The 18,774-nt window shown below is 46.8% G+C and carries 13 protein-coding genes; 3 read left to right on the forward strand and 10 right to left on the reverse strand.

Annotated features, from left to right (window positions below):
• The first annotated feature begins 144 nt into the window (after positions 1-144).
• Together FHW36_RS15095 and FHW36_RS15100 are read left to right on the forward strand one after the other, a co-directional pair.
• The gene (locus FHW36_RS15095) at positions 145-2,895 is read left to right on the forward strand and encodes a hypothetical protein (RefSeq protein WP_145670398.1); all 2,751 of its coding nucleotides are present in this window, start codon (positions 145-147) and stop codon (positions 2,893-2,895) included.
• An 8-nt stretch (positions 2,896-2,903) separates the two neighbouring features.
• On the forward strand, positions 2,904-4,943 hold the full coding sequence (locus FHW36_RS15100; protein ID WP_145670399.1) for a hypothetical protein: 2,040 nt from the start codon (positions 2,904-2,906) through the stop codon (positions 4,941-4,943).
• Between the two features lie 31 nt (positions 4,944-4,974).
• On the opposite strand, the gene FHW36_RS15105 is transcribed toward FHW36_RS15100, so the two are convergent.
• Genes FHW36_RS15105 through FHW36_RS15140 form a run of 8 tightly spaced genes read right to left on the reverse strand, consistent with a single transcriptional unit; the run spans position 4,975 to position 13,968 of the window.
• A complete protein-coding gene (locus FHW36_RS15105; protein ID WP_145670400.1) occupies positions 4,975-5,634 on the reverse strand; it encodes a response regulator in 660 nt (219 codons plus the stop codon).
• A gap of 2 nt (positions 5,635-5,636) precedes the next feature.
• On the reverse strand, positions 5,637-7,037 hold the full coding sequence (locus FHW36_RS15110; RefSeq protein WP_145670401.1) for an ATP-binding protein: 1,401 nt from the start codon (positions 7,035-7,037) through the stop codon (positions 5,637-5,639).
• Between the two features lie 36 nt (positions 7,038-7,073).
• Positions 7,074-7,787, reverse strand: a complete 714-nt coding sequence (urtE, locus tag FHW36_RS15115; RefSeq protein ID WP_145670402.1) for an urea ABC transporter ATP-binding subunit UrtE — start codon at positions 7,785-7,787, stop codon at positions 7,074-7,076.
• Positions 7,784-8,539, reverse strand: coding sequence for an urea ABC transporter ATP-binding protein UrtD (urtD, locus tag FHW36_RS15120; RefSeq protein WP_145670403.1), 756 nt, complete (start codon positions 8,537-8,539; stop codon positions 7,784-7,786). Before urtD ends, urtE begins: the two co-directional genes overlap by 4 nt.
• A gap of 1 nt (position 8,540) precedes the next feature.
• Positions 8,541-9,617, reverse strand: coding sequence for an urea ABC transporter permease subunit UrtC (gene urtC, locus FHW36_RS15125; RefSeq protein WP_145670404.1), 1,077 nt, complete (start codon positions 9,615-9,617; stop codon positions 8,541-8,543).
• A gap of 10 nt (positions 9,618-9,627) precedes the next feature.
• Positions 9,628-11,274 (reverse strand): urea ABC transporter permease subunit UrtB, encoded by a 1,647-nt coding sequence (gene urtB / locus FHW36_RS15130; RefSeq protein ID WP_222429088.1) that lies wholly within the window; start codon positions 11,272-11,274, stop codon positions 9,628-9,630.
• 54 nt (positions 11,275-11,328) lie between these two features.
• A complete protein-coding gene (gene urtA, locus FHW36_RS15135; RefSeq protein WP_145670405.1) occupies positions 11,329-12,636 on the reverse strand; it encodes an urea ABC transporter substrate-binding protein in 1,308 nt (435 codons plus the stop codon).
• A gap of 42 nt (positions 12,637-12,678) precedes the next feature.
• On the reverse strand, positions 12,679-13,968 hold the full coding sequence (locus tag FHW36_RS15140) for a hypothetical protein (RefSeq protein ID WP_145670406.1): 1,290 nt from the start codon (positions 13,966-13,968) through the stop codon (positions 12,679-12,681).
• Positions 13,969-14,940: 972 nt separating this feature from the next.
• Between FHW36_RS15140 and FHW36_RS15145 the strand changes: the two genes are divergently transcribed.
• A complete protein-coding gene (locus FHW36_RS15145) occupies positions 14,941-15,909 on the forward strand; it encodes a metallophosphoesterase family protein (protein WP_145670407.1) in 969 nt (322 codons plus the stop codon).
• A 309-nt stretch (positions 15,910-16,218) separates the two neighbouring features.
• On the opposite strand, the gene FHW36_RS15150 is transcribed toward FHW36_RS15145, so the two are convergent.
• Together FHW36_RS15150 and FHW36_RS15155 are read right to left on the reverse strand one after the other, a co-directional pair.
• On the reverse strand, positions 16,219-17,340 hold the full coding sequence (locus FHW36_RS15150) for a TlpA disulfide reductase family protein (protein ID WP_145670408.1): 1,122 nt from the start codon (positions 17,338-17,340) through the stop codon (positions 16,219-16,221).
• A 20-nt stretch (positions 17,341-17,360) separates the two neighbouring features.
• Positions 17,361-18,761 (reverse strand): RagB/SusD family nutrient uptake outer membrane protein, encoded by a 1,401-nt coding sequence (locus FHW36_RS15155; protein ID WP_186452462.1) that lies wholly within the window; start codon positions 18,759-18,761, stop codon positions 17,361-17,363.
• Positions 18,762-18,774: the final 13 nt, after the last annotated feature.

The following is an 18,774-nucleotide window of genomic DNA, read 5'->3' on the forward strand; positions in this document are numbered from 1 at the left end:
GTATGTATAATTCCCGCGTAAAAAGGAGCGGTGTCCAATTAAATTGCAAAGTAATTGGATAGGTTTTAGGACTTGATTTTTTCAAAAATAAGTCCGAACTTACTATAAACGACCCAGCGCCGTCTACCCCAAAAATTAATCCTTATGAGTATGCCCAATGCCGTGAAATGGATTAAGCTGGAATTTGTTCGTATCCACGAAAGTATGTTGACGTTGAACTATGAAGATAGTTCCGGCGCGGAAGTCATTGCCCGCGAAGCGTTTCAAATGCTTGATCTGGAGGGCTGGCCGGAGCCGCTGTTTATTGATCCGGCTATACGGGATTATATTTTAAGAGAAGACTTATTTTCAGCGTTGCAGCAGGCGCGCTTATCCCTTCCCGTTTACGTTGAAATAGAAAAGATTTCCCTTTGGCCTGATCTGCCATTACTCAGGAAAGACTGGTTAATCCGCACGTTACTGTTCACTATTATTCCCCGGGAGGTAGGTTTTCAGCTGTATTATTTTAACGAGCACATTCTTTCAAAACAGGGAATCAGCTATCCGGTTACTATTGGTTTTGGAGAGGGTAATCACTCATTTTATAATCAGCTTCATCTTTTACTTCAGGAGGAAATTTTAAGGGAACCGATATATGAGAAATATCGTTTTTTCGAAAGCTGGCTTTGGTGTAGCATCTTGATCCTGGGATATCGGGACATCGTAAATATTTTAGCGGCTGACGGCTTGAGTACGGCCAATCAGCTGGTTGTTATAACGGCAGATGACTATAAGGAAATGCCAGATGAATTATTGGGATTTCTTTACCATAATCTAAAATTGCTGCCTGTTAATAGTATCATTCTTACTTCCCCCAGAGATCAACTACAATTCATATCGAAGTTAATTGCGAGACTGGCTGGCCGCTTTTCGTTGTCGGAAGCACTGGATTTTGTCCGCAGCGAGTATAAATACGATGCGTCCCCGATGGTGATATCCAGCCCGGCTGGGAGCGGGCTACGCAGGGAAGATGATGTATGGACAAACGAAAGCGCTCCCAGCTATCCGGCAGGCAGCTCAAAGGACAAGTGGATACTGGACGATGATGATGATCGTACCCTGGCCGCGAATTCAACTCCTGCAGAGAATATTAAAGTTAACAACCGTAAAGTAGATGTGGCAGTTGAGCAAGGCGATCGCCACGGCAAGTGGTTAAGCAGGTATTCGCGGGTAAAACGCGGTGCTTTTTATCGCCTGCATGTCAAAATAGGTCAAACAGGGCCGCATAGCCTGATACAAGGGAAGGTGCCTGCGATAGACCCGCTGCTGCCTGATCTTGCAGGGGAGAAGGGACACGAGATCGATATCGTGGTGTTTCCAAAGGATTTTGCCCTGAGATCGGCATCGGTGCAAACGATATTTTTACCGCTGGAAGGTGAATCGAAGATATCCACGTTCGACCTGGTAGCGCCCAAAGAGGGGGAAATAGCCAGTTTGAGGATAGGTGTTTTTCACCGCAATGTTTTACTACAGTCATTTATCCTGGAGGCCAGGATGACAGGCTGGATCAGTTTTTCTTTGCTTCCGGCTATTAGTGTAAGGTTGGACGTTGCCAACTCCGGGAAGTTTGATAATCTCAGTGAGCTAAAGGAACGGAGCTTGTTTATTGGTGTGAACGGGAATCAGGATGGAACACATTCGATTTTCTTCAAGAAAGAGGAGGTGGCCGAGGAGATTACCGGCATTAATCAGGCCGATATTGAAGCAGCGCAAACCCAGTTTTGTGAGCTGATCAGGGATATTTATGGCGGACAGGAGGCGCCCCGGTATAACCTGAAGGAACTGGAAGGGAGGCCACTCAGCGAGTCTTTTTATGAAGATGTACGCAAGTTGGCCAGGTTCGGCTCCGGCAGGTACAATTTATTTTTTGAGCCTTCCAAAACACCCCTGGGCAGGAAGTTAAAGGAGATCAGGGTGCTTGCTGACCAGCAGATCACCATTGCCAGGCACCAAATGGATTTTGCCTTTCCCTGGGCGGCTATTTACGACTACCCGATGCCCACCGACATAGCAGGTAGTGTTCCCCACCCTGTCTGCACCGGCGAGCTTTTTGACCCGGATCAGTACAAGGATTTTTATGACGCCTCCTGGCAGGGATGCCCACATAACCCTCATTATAAATGTTATTGTACTTCAGGTTTCTGGGGTATACGTCATCGTATAGAACAGCTGTTAACTACAGATGCTGCCACTGATTCGGTACTTACATTGAGCGTTAGTGCCAACCACCGCATTATTTTCTCCAAAAATTCTACCGACCAGGCCACTACCCAGTTAAGCAGCGATTTACAGTCACTTCCGGCGCAACTGACAGAGATAACCTATGATAAGGATCTACTTTCGCTGTTGTGGGATAATAGCACCAGGCCGTTAGTGCTCGCCGTGATCGGGCACCTGGAAACAAATCCCATCAATGGCGAGCCGGATTGCTCCAGGATTATTACGTTCCCAAAAGCCTTATGGCCTGCGGGTCTTGGCACTATTCCGCCTGAGAAATGGATCTATCAGCAACTGTTGCAAAATAAAATTATGCGCGATGATGCCTGGGAAGGGGAGCCCCTCCCCATGGTGTTTTTAATCAACTGCAGTAGTATGGCCATGAATTTTAATAGCCTGGATTCTATCTCCAAGGCGTTTCATACCGCCGGCGCATCAGCTATCATCGGTACGGAGGGTACCATACATGCCAGCATCGGCACCCGGTTCCTAAAGCAGGTGCTAGAAGATCTCTATTGGAAGCAAATGGAGCTGGGAGAAGCCATCCAGGCATTTAACAAGGGTATGTTTGCGTTAGGCGCCCCGGTGGCATTTATCTTTACTTGTTTTGGCAATAGTAATCTCAAACTTGTCAAATAAATAACCCCATGAATAAGTTCTTTACTTTTTTTGTCGTGCTGGCCTGCTGTTTTGTAATGCCGGTAGCAGTAAGTAGCCAGGTGCCGGGTCCCCTTTCAGCCGAACTGAATGGTACGGTGAGCATCGATACGATTTCAATGCCTATGCCATTGGAAAACGGTCGTCCTCCGAAACTGTCGCTTGCTTCTTCCAGGCCTTATACAGTTAAATCAGGAGGTAACCTGCTAGGAGAGCAGTATAGCCGGGCATTTAATATTTACCTGGATGAGAAGGGATTTCCAACTATAGGGATTATCGTAGATATGCGGTTACTGGCAAAGCCGGGAACTTATGAATTGGCGGTGGTGTTTAAAAAAACCGATTCCACCCTGGAGCCTATCACCGTAACACTGGTGCGTCCAGCCCCTGTGCTGGACACCATTAGCACCGCCAGGGTTATTATAGAGGGTTGTACGGCTTCATACAGTACAGCGCTCGTATTGAAAGAAACGAGTAAGCTGGCCAATATTAGTGGGCTCGTGGTGCATCCGCCTTATTTTAATATTTGCAACGACAGTACGTTGGTAGCCATAAACAGGCGCCCTGTTAATATTCCTGCTGGTACTATGCTGGAGTTTATTTATCACCTCAATAACGCCAGTGCCGACAAATTACCGCTTGGCAAAAGTGTAGGATTTGCCCAGGTGACTTCACCCAATCTGCAGACGCCCCTGGTTATTCCTTTTGAGATTATCAATAAGCGCAGCTCCTGGTGGATAGTTGTAACTATTGTACTGGGGCTCATTACCGGCCTTGTGGTAAGGCACTACCTGGCAGACAAAAAGCAATGGGAGCAACAGCGGATGAATGGATTCATCTGTATTGAAAATATTCAAAAGGAGGTAGCCCGAATACAGGATAAGCCCTATCGCGATGCGGTAGCGCAACTTTTACTGGGACTAAATGCATTGCTCGAAAAGGCGGGAGGAGCCGCTTATTTCACCGGTATTGCCGATCCGGATATTGCCACGAAAATACAGGAAGTAACTACGGCCTATAACACGTTAAAGGCCGGCCTGGAGCAAAGGTTAAAAGATCTGGATGGCAAACTTAAAAAAATAGCGGGCTGCTTTGAAAATGACCCTCCCGGCTCTTTGGTGGCAGGGAAACTGGCTACCGCCAGGCTCTCCTATGAATTTGTCCTGGATAGAATGGGAGGCTTTGATCCCACTGCCGCGGAGCCCTCCCTGGCAAAAACGATTGCCGGTATCGGGGAGGCTATCGGGGACCTTAAAAACTATTTGCTGTCTGTTCAGCAACTGTTTTCAAAAGACGAAAACTATCCGGCCAGTATACCCCAACAACTGAAAACCACCATCAAAAACACGATGGGTACAATAATGGGGAGCCTGTCCGAATTAAAGGATGATCCAACCGATCTCCTGTTGTTAACCGCCAACCTTACCGTTTTTCGAAAGATGTCGGGCAAGCTTACTGACCTTATGAATTTCTATAGTGAAAGCCTGGACAAAGCATATAAACTGCCGGCCAATAAGACTAATCCCGCTGTCGTGAAATTTGTACAGACCCTTGCAGCATGGAAAACAAAGCTTTCAGATATTGCCACCAATGCAGCTGACTCTCCGGATGCGGCTACCTATTTGGATGCTTCTTTTGTCCAGCAAATAGAACAGCAGTGGGCAGAGGTACTGAAGGTAGAAGATCCGGCATTTGGTTCGGACCGGGTAAGCCCTAACACCTATAGTTATATTGCCGTAGATACCGGCAAGCAACAACCGGTGCCCCCGGCAACTGATATATTTGATAGCAAGAGTCCGCTCTGGCAAAAGATCAGCGCTGAAACTACTGTTGCCAGGAAAAAACTCATATTTTATGGGCTCCTGCAAACCATTATTTTGGCTATTATACTGTGCGCCATTGCCTATAATACTTATGGCCCGGGCTTTATCGGCACCTTTAACGAGCTACTCGTTTATTTCCTGTTTGCCTTTTCAATTGATATTACGGTGGATACGGTGCTCAAGTATAAAGGAGGGAAGGTGGTATGAGATCCTTCTGGTCGCAGCGGGAGATGCCAGGTTAGTCCTCTTTCAGCAGCCGGTTATTCCTGCTATATTCCACCGCTTCTTCTATGCTGTTCACCTGGAATTTACGCAGGATGTTCATCCGGTGCGCTTCTATCGTGCGGATACTGATGTTCAGTGATTCTGCGATGTCTTTGTTGTTATGTCCCTGGCTGATCATTCGCATAATTTGTTCCTCGCGGCGCGAGAGGGAGATCTCGGGTGTACCGCCGTTTCCGGCTGTTTGCCGGGCATCCAGGTATTTCTTTACGAGCACGTCGCTTACTTCGCCAATGAAGTAATACCTGCCCTGGTGAATGGTGCGAATGGCACTAAGGAATATTTTGTTGCTGGTATCTTTCAGGATATAACCGCTGGCGCCCATTTCGAGGGCGGCGGCTACATAGTCGGGTTCATCAAAGAGACTAAAGAAAAGAATTCTTCCACGGGGATTTTTCTCCAGCAGCTGGATGCTGGTTTCCAGGCCGTTCATTCCAGGCATGCGGATGTCCATAATAATAACATCCGGTTGTATTTCTGCCAGCTGCTGTATCGCATCTTCCCCGCTGCTGGCTTCACCGGTTACTTCCATATCGGCTTCGCTGTTGATCAGCTGTTTTAAGCCATTCCGGAATATTTCATGATCATCCACTAAAAAAACGCCTATCTTTTTCATTGCTAAAATGTTAGTGCCAATTGTATACTTGTTCCGGTGCCGGGCTGTGAATCAATCAGGAGTGTTCCTCCAAGCAGTTCCGCCCTTTCTTTCATATTACGGATGCCATTTACTTTCCTGGCCTGTTCGTTAGAGTAGAGCTGGTGACTGTCGAAGTGAAAGCCTTTGCCATTGTCTCTTACGGTGAGCTGCAGGAAGTTGGCGGCGCCGTCAATGTCTATTTCAATGATGTCTGCATTTGCATGCTTAATAGCATTGTTTAATGATTCCTGCAAGATACGATAAACGCCTATTTTAACTTCTTTTGGCAATGTTGTGGCAGACAAGGTTTCTTCCAACCGGAAATCGATCCTCGGTGCGGTTTGCCGGCATAGTCTGAGCAGTTCATCGATGGCGGCCCGCAGTCCGAAGTCTTCCAGCACGCTGGGCAGCAGGTCCGCGCAGATGCGTTTGGTTTCGTTGATAATGCTATACATCATGGTATTGACCATGGCAATTTCAGGATCGTGTTGCATGCTGCGGTCTTCTATCTGTTCCAGCTTCATCCGGAGGCTAGTCAGCATTTGCCCGATGCCATCATGTATTTCCGCGGCAATCCGCTTGCGCTCTTTTTCCTGTCCGTTGATAATAGAGTAGGACCGGATGCGTTGTTCCATTTCCTGGCGCAGTAATTTCTCCTGGTTAGCCAGCTGTACTTCTTCGGTTAGCTTTCTCGCCCGTTCCTGTGCATCTACCAACCCCCGGATAATTTTGCGGATACGGGTAGATAACGGGTAAAAGATGAGGCCTGCTTCCAGCATCAGGGTAAAGAGTACCAGGCCAAGCACGATATATTCAATTTCCTTCAGGTTGCGGATACGTTCCTTCGAAAAACGGTCATAATCGAATACAATCAGCTCCATGCCCAGCAGGTATGATTTCTCGTATGCCAGGATGGTTTGTACATATGGGCGTATACGCGATGTGTTAAAAGCGGTATCCTCATTCAGTACAACGATCATGTTGCTGGCGGCGTTCCATATTTCCTGGTGCGGGTTACGGATAATTTCAAACATCTGCTTCAGTTCATCCTGGTCATTTGCCGGCAGGTTAAGGAAATTGCTGCCAGATTGTAAGCCTTCGTGCGATTTCTGCCACTGTTTCAGTGTATTTATAAACTCTTTCCGGTTGTCCTCTATATCGCGGCCCGACTCCAGCAACAACGCCAGCTTACTGAGCGTTTGGCTATAGGTGCGCAGCCTGGCTGCAAAGTTGATCACATGTGCATCGTTCATCTGGTGGGTCAGCGCCTGCTGGATTTTTATCTGGCTGAATACAGACAACAACGCAATAGTGGTAAGTGCCACCGCATAAAGGATGGTGAAGATCTTAAAAATACTTCTTTCTTCGGATACTGGATGCATAGTGATAAAGATAAACAAAACCCACGCGCGTCTTAGCTATACGGCAATATGTTTTTCCAGTTCGGCGTGTTTCAACGCTTCAGCAGTACCATCCAATACCATCCGGCCACGGTCCATAAAATAGTAATGATCCGTTACCTGGTTGGCAAAATCAATTTTCTGTTCTACCAGTAAAACCGACAACTCTTTCTCCTGCACCAGTTGTTTCAGAATGCCGCCAATCTCCTGTGCAATGGAAGGTTGTATGCCTTCTGTAGGTTCGTCAAGCAACAGGAGGGAGGGGGCGCTTACCAGCGCCCGTGCAATAGAAAGCTGCTGTTGTTGTCCCCCGCTGAGGTTTCCGCCGGCGCGTTTCCGGAAGTCTTTCAGAATGGGAAACAGCTGGTAGATCTCTTCTTCGGGGATCTTCGCTTTGCGGTTGGGATGGGCTTCCAGCCCCAGTAGCAGGTTTTCATATACCGAAAGCTTCGGGATGATTTCCCGGCCCTGCGGTACGTATGCAATACCGGCTTTTGCTTTTTTATACGGCGGCAGGGAAGTGATGTTTTCATCATTGAAAACAATACTGCCTTCCTGCGCCGGAAGCAGGCCCATGATGGTTTTTAGCAGGGTGGTTTTCCCTACGCCATTGCGCCCCATCACAGTAGTGATGGCTCCTTTTTTTACGGCAAGGCTGGTGCCACGTAAAATGATGCTCTGCCCGTAAGCGGCGGAGATATTGTTAACAGTTAATACCGGTGTGTTACTCATAATGTTTCAAGTTGTGCGTTAGTACGTCCCAAATAACAATCTATTACCCGTTGATCGTTCTTCACTTCAGCAAAGGTGCCTTCCATTAGTCGTTTTCCGCGAACCAGTACCGTTACCAGTTCGTTGGCTATCTGTTCTACGAATTTCATATCGTGTTCTATCACAATAATGCTGTGGGATTTCGACAGCTCGAGGAGCAGGGCCCCTGTTTTCTCTGTTTCTTCGTCGCTCATGCCTGCTGCGGGTTCATCTATGAGCATAAGCGTTGGGTCCTGCAGCACTACGATGGCTATCTCCAGCCATTGCTTTTGTCCGTGCGACAGATCGCCTGCTGGTTTATACATTACGTTGGTGAGCGACAGCTTCACGGCCACATGGTGTATTTTCTCTTCCAGCGCGGGTGTAGATTTGAAGAAAAGGGAGGTGAAGATATCTTTCTTCATTTTTGCGGCGAGCAGCAGGTTGTCGTACACGGTGAGTCCCGGGAATACGGATGGCTTCTGGAATTTCCGGCCAATGCCGGTCTCCGCTATCTGTACTTCCGATTTGCCGAGTATGGATTTGCCGTTGAAGGTAATTTCTCCTTTGTCGGCCTTTGTTTTCCCGCAGATGATATCGAGGAAGGTGGACTTGCCGGCGCCATTAGGGCCAATGATAACCCGCAGTTCCTTGTCGCGCAGGCTGAAATGATCGAGGTTCAGTGCATGTACACCGCCAAATGATACTGACAGATTATTTACGTTGAGCAGCATATCAATGGGTTTGAGATGTCTTGAGCCGGGTGGCGGAAAATTTCTGCCGGATGGTATCTCCCAGTCCCATAAATCCTTTATCGAAATATAATACCGTAATCACAAACAGGAAGCCCAGGATGAATAGCCATGAATCGGGGAATAAACTGGTGCAGATGCTGTAAAGGAAGTTTACCAGCAAGGCGCCTATCACTGCGCCTTTCAGGTTGCCTCTGCCGCCAAGTGCCACCCACATCACCATTTCAACTGATGCTTTTACGTCCATACGCCCTGGCGTTATAATGCCTGTTTGGGGAAGATACAGCATTCCGCCAACGGCAGCTAACAGTGCCGCCACTACGAAAACGGCCAGTTTGTAGTCTACCACTTTGTAGGCGGTGTAGCTGACCCTGGATTCGCTGTCGCGGATAGCCTGCAGTACTTTCCCAAACTTGGAGTGCGTTATCCGGTAGCAACAGTAGTAAGCGGTGCAAAGTACGGCAAGTGAAACCAGGTACAGTGCCAGCTTTACGGAAGAAGCCGACAGGGAGTAACCCAGGATGCTATTAAAGTCTGTGAGACCGTTGGTGCCGCCCAGGTTGGTTTCATTCCGGAGAAATATTAACCACATGGCCAGCGTCAGCGCCTGTGTGATGATGGCCATATATACACCTTTGATCCGGCTTCGGAATAATACCAGGCCAATAATGAAAGCAAATGCCGCGGGGATTAGTAAGCATAGTATCACCGACCATCCAAAGGAATGGAACGGCTGCCAGAAGAAGGGTAATGTTTCTATTTTATTCCAGGCCATGAAGTCGGGCAGGGCAGCCCCGGCTGCTACCGTTTTCTTCAACAGCAGGTGCATGGCAATGCCGTAGCTGCCCAGGCAGAAGAAGAAAGCCTGGCACATGGACAGGATACCGGTATATCCCCAGATAAGGTCGATGCCCAATGCCGCTATCGCAAAGCAGAAGTATCGCCCCCATACAGAAATGGTGTTCACGGAAAGGAGGCCGGTCAGGTAACCTGCCGGCAGCAGGATCGCAAAGAAAGCGATGAATAGTATATATAACAGTATGTTGTTTTTCGTTTTCATGTTCCGTTTTTTAATCTTCAGCAATGCGGCCTTTGTCCGGGAATAGTCCTTTCGGTTTATACTGCATGAACAGCATGATGAACACCAGGATAAATACTTTGCCGTATACCGCCTGGAAGAAAGACTCGGATATTTTTGTAAAGAAGCCAATACCAAGGCCCGAAAGTATAGTTCCGGCCAGCTTCCCAACACCGCCTGTAACTACCACGAGGAAGGAGTCGACGATATAGGTCTGACCCATATCAGGCACCACGTTTCCAATCAGCGTAATGGCGCAACCGGCCAGTCCGGCGAGGCCCGATCCGATAAAGAATGTGATGGATGCCACGCGCCTGGTTTCTATACCGAGGCAGGCGCTCATTTGCCGGTTCTGCGTCACTGACCTGATCTGTAAACCAAGCCTGGTGCGGTACAGCATCAGGTAAGTAAAGAGGACCATGAGGATTGACAGCGCGATGATGAAGAGGCGGTTGTAAGGTAATGTCAGGTGTGGCGAAACCTGCCATCCACCTGCCAGTAGTTGTGGCGTTTTAACAGCCGTAAGGTCGCCAAATAACAGGCGGGCGGTCTGGATGAGTATCAGGCTTACTCCCCAGGTAGCCAGGAGGCTCTCCAGTGGTTTGGCATACAGGTGACGGATTACCAGCCGCTCAAGTACCCATCCCAATGAACCTGCCACCAGGAAGGAGAATGGTAGTGCAAAGAAGAAGAAAAGATCTGTCTGCGGAATTCCCAGTGCTTTGGTGAATATGACCTGCGTGCAGTAGGTGGTATAGGCTCCGATCATCATAAACTCGCCATGGGCCATGTTGATAATACCGGCCAGGCCATATACGATGGAAAGTCCCAATGCAATGAGCACGAGGATACTGCCAAGGCTCAAGCCACTGAAGAAGTGCTGCACACGTTGGAGATTATCATACCGTTTTTCCAGGCCAACGGCTTTAGCCGCGGCATATTGGGCTGTTTCCTGGTTCAGGAAGCCTGATCTGGCATAGTCTCTCAGCAGTACAGGTGCATTGTCGCTCCAGTTGTCGGCAATACTGTCGATATAGGCTTTGGCGATGGCTGTAGTAGAGACGTTGTATAGCTGCATAGCGTATAGTGCCTCTTTCCCGGTGCGGAGTGCATCGGTATTACTTTCCCTGGCCAGTGCAGCTTTCAGGGTACGGAGGGTAGCGCTATCGCCCGTGTGTTTGAGCTGTGAGTAGGCGAGGGTGCGTTTCTGCGGGTCGTTACTGAACAGGTTGAACAACGGGGCAATACTTGCCAGTTGAAGGCGGTCGGCCCGTGGGATGTCTACCGTTTTGAGGGCAGACAATTGTAACAGCAGCGGTTGCCCGCTGCTGTTGGTAAGGAGAGTGTTATCAGGATAAAGAGAATAAAGCCGGTAGGTTCCTTCGCTGGAAGGATGGCTGTCTATTGTAACCGCTTTTTGATCCAGCAGGTACAGCTTTTTATCGTTAATCGCCATCAGTAAAGGAAAGGTGGCCGGTATGCGGAGAGCGGCCAGCCTGCCAATAGCCTGTGAGCGCACGGAATCGGCCGGTGGTTGCAGGAGCTGTGCGGTGTAAATGGAGGCGCTGTCCTGGCCGGCCGAAAACAGTGGCAGTAGCAGTAAGCAGCACATCAGCATCCGTAGTAAGGAAGTGTTCATCGCATCATTTTTTGATAAATTGGAAATAGCCTGTCTTTATTGGATAAAGCCCGTTTATTTTTTAGCGTAGGTGCCATTGTGGTTAACCCAGTCACAATCTTTATCAGGAGAGGTTAGCGGCGACCATGGCTGTGGGTCTACCAGTCCTCCGGATTTCCAGATGATATCAAACTGTCCGTCGGGTTTGATTTCGCCGATCACTACCGGTTTTGCCAGGTGATGATTGCGCGGGTCCATTTTCACGGGGCCGTCGGGTGAATCGAAATCCAGGCTGTATAAAGCGTTACGTACTTTCGAAACCTCGAAGGAACCAGCTTTTTCAGCCGCTTTTGCCCACAGGTATACGCCGGTATAAGCCCAGCAGATAGGGTCATCGGTTACTCTTTTGTCGCCGCCGGGTAAACCTTTTTTCGCGCAGAAGGCTTTGAAATCGGCCACAAATTTTTTGTTCTCCGGCAGGTCGTTTGATTGGAAGTAGTTCCATGCAGCGAGATGGCCTACCAGGAATTCGGTATCCATTGATCTGAGCTCATCTTCTGCTACAGAAAATGCCATAATCGGGCAGGTGGCGGAAGAGAGGCCCTGGTTGGCAAACTCCTTATAAAAAGGCACATTGGAATCGCCGTTGATAGTGGAGAGTATGCAGGCTTTACCATCTGCAGCAAAGCGTTTTACTTTAGAGATGATGGTTTGGTAATCCTGGTGATGGAACGGCGTATATTCTTCAATGATGTTTTCCTTGGGAATGCCTTTAGAGAGGAGGTAGGCTTTGAGTATTTTATTGGCGGTGCGGGGAAATACATAATCGGTACCCAGCAGGTAGAATTTTTTGTAGCCTCCACCTTTTTCACTCATGAGATATTCGGCAGCAGGAATCAGTTGCTGATTGGGTGTTGCGCCGGTGTAGATCACGCTGTTGGAGCATTCTTCTCCTTCATATTGTACCGGGTAGAAGAGCAGGCCATTGTTCTGCTCAAAAACCGGGAGTACCGATTTGCGGGATACGGAAGTCCAGCAGCCAAACACGGCAGATACTTTTTTATCGATCAGCAGTTCCTTCGCTTTTTCGGCGAACAGGTCCCAATCTGATGCCGGATCTACGATGACCGGTTCTATTTGTTTACCGAGTACACCGCCTTTGGCATTGATTTCATCTACGGCCATCTGCACCGCATCTTTTAAGGAAACTTCAGATATAGCCATCGTGCCGCTGAGGGAGTGGAGTACGCCTATTTTTACCGTTCCTTTTGTGGCGGAGGAGTCGCTGCCGCCGGTTTTTCCGGCGCCGCTGTTACAGGAAGAAAAGAGTGCGGTAGCGCCCAGCAGGAGAATAGATAGTTGATTAAGGAAAGCGTTTCTCATGTTGACTTATATTTTATAAAGAGATGATTGAATGTTTGATAATCAGAAAATGAAGAATTGAGCCTGAAGCCATACTTGTCCGAATGTCTTTTTCGTATAGTCGTCTGGTATAGCAGTGGCTACATTGTAAGTGCGGGCGGTGTAGGAGAGGCGGAGGTTAGTGCCGGTGCCGTTGAAAAAGTAATTGAGCCCGCCTCCCATGACGGTGCTGGATTTGAGTTTATCAAAGTTCGCCGGTTTAACAGCGCCGGTTTGGGCGGCATCTGCGCTAACGTCCTGGTTTTCGTAGCGTATCCATGGCTGTAGTTTCGACTTTTTGAAATAGTAGCCGAGTTCCAGGAATTGGACGGTTTGTTTGGGAATGAGTGTGGCGAAGGAGTATTTGGAGTCTGTTTGTGTGCCGCCGGTCATGTACTGGTAGGCAGCATTGAGCGTAATGGAGCCTGCATTGCCGAGAGGGTGGTCAAAGAATACATCGGTGCTGAGATTGTAATAGTTCGCCTGTGCGTCTACACCGGCTGCCCAGGCCAGCGTTTTGCCATTTCCCAGTTTGGTGCCGGCGTAGTAGTAATCTTTTTCGGCATCCAGGAAGTTATAGGCCACACGACCTACAGTGCGAAGGGGGGCGCCGCCATCCACATTGCGGCCGGTGAATACGCCCAGGCGGTATTCCAGCTTGTCGTTTGCGAGAAACCCGCGGGCGTTGATACCGAGATCACGTCCGAAGTTGCCCTGCAGCGGACTATTTGCAAACAGGTTATACGGATACTGGAAGAAGGTAAAATCGTTGGCCATTAACCCGGCAGCACCCTGTAGCCCGTTGCGGTTATTGGATACCAGCTGCATGCCTGCTATAAGCTGAAATGCGGAGTTAAAGGTGTATTCCAGCTGCGCATCGAGAATGATGGGAGCAACTTTTACATTCTTCTCTCCGTTGGATTGAACCCCAATGGGTGAGGGGATCTCGGTTTCCATGAAGAAGCTGGCTTTTTTAGTAAGCTGACCGCCCACCAGCACCCTGGCGCGATAAACAGAAAAGCCCTTGTTCCAGTCTTTCGCCGTCTTCTCGTTGCTGGGAGCGCCAAATCCTGTTTGCTCCCCGGAGGCAAACATATGTACAATGGCGCCTACCTGGATAGATGGTTTAAAAGGTAGTTCTGACGACTGGAAAAGGGTAATGTTCCTGGCGCTGTCGGTGCTGGTATTCAGGGATGCTGGTAATTCAATTAAGTAACTGCCTCTCTTTTTCTTTCTGGGGGGATCGTTGTTCTCGGCTTTCACAATAAAGGGAGCAGTGGCAAACAGGAAGAGGAATGTGACTGAAAATTTCATAAAAGAAGTAATTAATAATTGAACAATGTACTTAAGTACTTTTTTGGTTGATCGATCAGTGTACTTAAGTATAAAAGTAGAAGATTAATTTACTTAATTCATAAAATTTTTCCTGTTTAGGCTTAAATTTTGGTAAATGGTTGATTTTATTATTATATATTTATTATTATAATACAAATGTAGAAATAGTAAATTATTGAATTAAAATATTGATATAGAATATTTTATTAGTATTTATTGCATGATTTAGGTCGTAATAAGAAGATTTTTTGTTTTTTTAATTATTAATAATGATTAAAAAATATAATATGTTTGAAAATAGAACTTGTCGTGCACCCTTGAAAACAAACGAAAGGTCATCGCCCCCCTCGACAGCCAGCTTTTCAAAGTTGGAAGGAGGCATTGAGGCTAGTAAGAAAGAAGGTTTGTCAGCCGAATTTGTAACTGAATTACGGAATGCTATCCATAGAGAAAGTTTGGTTATGCAGGTAAATTGACAATGAACCAGTAGCCTCAGGGCAAGGAAGAGCGCTGATTTCGTAATAGTGAATGTTGTTTTTTTTCACTAATAGATCGTTGGACCTGGTTATTGACAGATAGTGGAAGCTTTTTTACTTAGCTTTTGTTGATTTGATATTAAATATTATTTGAAACAAATGTTTATTTATACTAAACTTTTCTGTTTTGAACCAGCAATTAATAAAAAGATGAGTTTTTAAGTACAAATTGAAAAGCATTTGGGTTAAGGCGATTAAATAATAAATGAAATAGCAGGAGAGCAGGATGCCTGATATAGTAATGTAATCTTTTTCTGTATTGTATTTGGATGGTTTTTTACCACTGCGTCCCTGGTTATTTATCTGAAATTTGTTTTTTTGAAGATCTTTAAAATTTGAACGCTGTATTGTGAAATACTGGATTTATTATCTATACTTGTGTTTAGTATTTGTATTTTGTAATAATCCACTTGAAATGAATAGAAAAGACTTTCTGACCCAAACCAGTCTCGCCGGTGGAGCTTTCTTACTCCCACGTTTTCCTGAATGGAAGCCCTCCCGCAAAAAGATCAGGTTTGGTGTAATGGCAGACTTACACCACGACATTATGCACGATGGGCCGTCACGCCTGTCGGCATTCATCAATCAAATGAAAGAGGAATCACCTGATTTTATTATACAGATGGGTGATTTCTGTTATCCGAAAAAAGAGAATCAGCCATTGATGGATATCTGGAATCAGTTTAAAGGGCCATCTTACCATGTAATAGGCAATCATGACATGGATGGAGGACACACGCGTGAACAGGTGGCAGCCTTCTGGAATGCCAAAGGCAAGTATTATTCTTTTGATGCCAACGGATTCCATTTCATTGTACTGGATGGCAACGAACATAACGAAAGTAAGTCACGCCCACCGGGCTACGCACGCTTTATATCGCCCGCCCAACTGGATTGGTTGAAGAAAGATCTGGCCGCTACTGCTGCGCCTACTATTGTATGTTGCCACCAGGGACTGGATAATGATGCCGGTGGACTTGAAAATGGTACACTACTCCGCTATACCCTTGAACAGGCCAATCAGAACGGCAAACAGAAAGTAATCATGGTACTGAGTGGTCATCACCATCAGGACTATTACAACTACATCAATGGCATCCACTATGTACAAATTAATAGCGCCTCTTACCAGTGGCTCGGCGATGATTACAAAGAGATACGTTATTCCGAAGCAGTAGATAAAGCCCATCCCTGGATAAAATATACCGTACCTTATAAAGACCCACTGTGGGCAACCATTGACATCACGGAAAACGGAGCCATTACGATAAAAGGTAAGAAAACAGTATTTGTTGGTTCGTCACCAGAAAAACTCGGCGTAAAGCAGATTGATTATATCTATCCGATCGTACCCTTTATTTCAGACAGAAAGCTCGAAATATAACGTCATCGAATCTTTCTATTATTATAAAGTATCAGGACTTATAAAAACATTTTTTCTTTTAAATAGCAGAACAATGAGAATAAAATCATGGCCGGTCGGTATGCACCGACCGGTTGTATTACAATGATGATACTATGAAACGTGTGGTAATGATTTCCGAATGTATTAATGATTCCGGCATTACAGGATAACCTGGCTGCTGCAGTATTTATCCGGTTAAAAAAGGATACAGTAAAAATCTAAGATTACTGTATCCTTTTTCTTTTCAAATGCTTCCTGTAAATCTTCTGCCCGGTTATATTTCCGGCCTTACTTTATAACCTCCTTCAATTTCTCCGCCAGTTTCTCTCCGCGAATGTCTTTCGCGATGATAATACCATTGGGGTCTATGAGAATATTTTGTGGTATCGCCATTATACCAAATTGTTTCGCTACGACGTTGTTCCAGCCTTTCAGATCGCTTACATGAATCCATGGCAAACCATCTTTCTCAATTGCCTCCAGCCATTTGGATTTATTGTCATCCAGGGAAACAGCCATGATTTCAAAGTTTTTGTCTTTGAACAGTTCATAGGCTTTCCTGACATTCGGATTTTCCGCGCGACAAGGGCCGCACCAACTCGCCCAGAAATCCAGCAATACATATTTGCCTTTCAGAGAACTCAGCATCACCGGCTTGTCGTTTACATCCTGCTGGGTGAAGTCCATTACCTGCAGTCCTATAGCGGATTTTTTGGTAATATCCAGCCTGCGGGCTATATCTTTGCCCTCTTCGCTATCGCGAAATTTTTGGTCAACAGCCATAAACATGGGCTCAAAAGTAACGGGATCAATAATGCCGCTTCTCTGTTTTACCATATCCCAGGTTACATAGGAAGAGGGGTGTGCTTTTCTGAAGGCATCTTCCACTTCATTCATCTGTTTCCGGATGGGCCTTATCTTTTCCATAGTGGGCTTTGCTCCCTGTTCATCCTTTACTACAAAGTATTTCTTCAATTCGTCGGTTAAAGGTTTCAGTTGCCGCATGTACGGTTCCAGCTCCTTATTCAGCTTATTCAGGTCGGCCTGTGCTTTCCCGCCGTTTACCACGGCTTCTTTCAGGTTAGTTCCTTCCACGGTTATGCGTCCTTTTTCCAGGTAGAGGTCACGGGTATCCCTGTCCCATATTTTTTCCAGGCTCATCGTGCCGTCATCATTCAGGTTCTTTACAGTGAGACTGGCCTTCATCGGTTGAGCTACATTCCCTTTCAGGGTAAAAATACCATTTTTGATCTCAGTAGAATCGATAATGTGTTTTTTTCCTATCCTGTAATCGAGCATGATTTTAGCGTCTTTAACTGCCGTGAGCTTCCCCCTGATAGTATAAGCTTCCTGTGCGTTCGCCTGTGTGGCTGCGGCCACCAGTATCATTCCTGTTAGTAATCTCTTCATGGATTATAGTTTTTGATTGTTCAATACGAGTCATTTTGATCAAGACCATTTACGGTAACTTCCAGTCCGGGTAGCGGCGCTATCGATCTGGGGCTTTTATATGGCAGTACCTTTGCTGCTGCCGAAGGAGCATCTGTTCGTACTACATCCTTCCCCCGTCTTAGCAGGTCGAAGATGCGCTGGCCTTCAAATGCAAGTTCTTTCCGTCTCTCTTTCAGCACGAGTTCAGTCAATGCCGTGCCGGTGGCAGTAGTAGGCAATGCAGCCGTATCTGCGCGCATCCGGATCTGATCGAGATAAAAAATGGCGCTGTCGGTGCGATTCAGTTCAGCATAGCATTCTGCTGCAGTAAGGTACATTTCCGACGAGCGGATGAGTGTTTGATAGTGAGCGCCGTAAGGATCAAAGATGCCGGGTACTATACCTTTGGGATATTTGGAAACCTTCCAGGTACCGGATTGCTGGTACAACCAGTTATTACGCACATCCGTAGGGCTTTCCTGTAATACGCTTACTATATCCTGTGTTGGCAGGAAGTAGGGAAATACGCCTCTGAAATAAGTGCCCGAAAAATTATTATAGATGTTGGTGGTGGGAGGCGCCAGCTGGAAGATCGCCTCTGTTTCCTTATCAGTAAACAGGTTTTGAGGATATCCTGTTGTCATAAAAGGTATGGCCTGTATTACCGCCACTGCCAGATTTTTTGCGGAGGAGTAGTCGCCTTTGTAGAGGTATGCTCTTGCAAGCAGCGCTTTTACAGCGTTGGTGCTGATATAGTTTTTGGCAGATGTATTTGCAGGTAGTAGTAACAACGATTCCCGCAAGTCCCGGATAATGTTCTCATAAACTGTTTTAACCGATTCCCGGCTAAGTTTTTCACTATAATTGGAAGTCACTATATATGGTATTCCCGGGTGAGATGCATCCGTAGTAAATTTATAGGGCTGGGCAAACCTGTTCACCAGTTCGAAATGCATCCAGGCACGTAACGCCAATGCCTGACCTTTTATATTGTTTGCCTTTACGGGGTCTTCATTGCTGAAACGGTCTACATTCTCCATCACCAGCGCTACACTGCGGATGGTTTTGTAGTAGGCATTCCAATAATTATTCTGGTTAGCATCTCCTCCGGCATCGGAAGCTACTTGTTTCCAGTTATACTGTGCAAGGAAGAGTGGGCTTCCGGGAATGGGCTTTACATCGTCCGCAATCAGGTCGGCATATATAAAACTCAATCCCCAGTAAAAACCATCAAGCATGGTCCGGTATGACCCGTTCAGCAATTGCTCGCAGGATGACAAGCTGGTTGCAAACTGACCCAGCTCTGCACTGGTAGTAGGGGGTGTTTCAAGAAAATCCTTATTACATCCGGTTGTTGCAAAAAGCATTACAAATAATATGGCCGATACTATTGCTTTCATAATAATGCGCTTT

Origin of the sequence: Chitinophaga polysaccharea (assembly GCF_007829335.1) — a bacterium.
Classification (GTDB): Bacteria; Bacteroidota; Bacteroidia; order Chitinophagales; family Chitinophagaceae; genus Chitinophaga; species Chitinophaga polysaccharea_B.

Bases quoted from the DNA above. Each gene is read 5' to 3' on its own strand.
- FHW36_RS15095 (WP_145670398.1), top strand. From the start codon at position 145: ATGAGTATGCCCAATGCCGTGAAATGGATTAAGCTGGAATTTGTTCGT.
- FHW36_RS15100 (WP_145670399.1), top strand. From the start codon at position 2,904: ATGAATAAGTTCTTTACTTTTTTTGTCGTGCTGGCCTGCTGTTTTGTA.
- FHW36_RS15105 (WP_145670400.1), bottom strand. From the start codon at position 5,634: ATGAAAAAGATAGGCGTTTTTTTAGTGGATGATCATGAAATATTCCGG.
- FHW36_RS15110 (WP_145670401.1), bottom strand. From the start codon at position 7,037: ATGCATCCAGTATCCGAAGAAAGAAGTATTTTTAAGATCTTCACCATC.
- urtE (WP_145670402.1), bottom strand. From the start codon at position 7,787: ATGAGTAACACACCGGTATTAACTGTTAACAATATCTCCGCCGCTTAC.
- urtD (WP_145670403.1), bottom strand. From the start codon at position 8,539: ATGCTGCTCAACGTAAATAATCTGTCAGTATCATTTGGCGGTGTACAT.
- urtC (WP_145670404.1), bottom strand. From the start codon at position 9,617: ATGAAAACGAAAAACAACATACTGTTATATATACTATTCATCGCTTTC.
- urtB (WP_222429088.1), bottom strand. From the start codon at position 11,274: ATGAACACTTCCTTACTACGGATGCTGATGTGCTGCTTACTGCTACTG.
- urtA (WP_145670405.1), bottom strand. From the start codon at position 12,636: ATGAGAAACGCTTTCCTTAATCAACTATCTATTCTCCTGCTGGGCGCT.
- FHW36_RS15140 (WP_145670406.1), bottom strand. From the start codon at position 13,968: ATGAAATTTTCAGTCACATTCCTCTTCCTGTTTGCCACTGCTCCCTTT.
- FHW36_RS15145 (WP_145670407.1), top strand. From the start codon at position 14,941: ATGAATAGAAAAGACTTTCTGACCCAAACCAGTCTCGCCGGTGGAGCT.
- FHW36_RS15150 (WP_145670408.1), bottom strand. From the start codon at position 17,340: ATGAAGAGATTACTAACAGGAATGATACTGGTGGCCGCAGCCACACAG.
- FHW36_RS15155 (WP_186452462.1), bottom strand. From the start codon at position 18,761: ATGAAAGCAATAGTATCGGCCATATTATTTGTAATGCTTTTTGCAACA.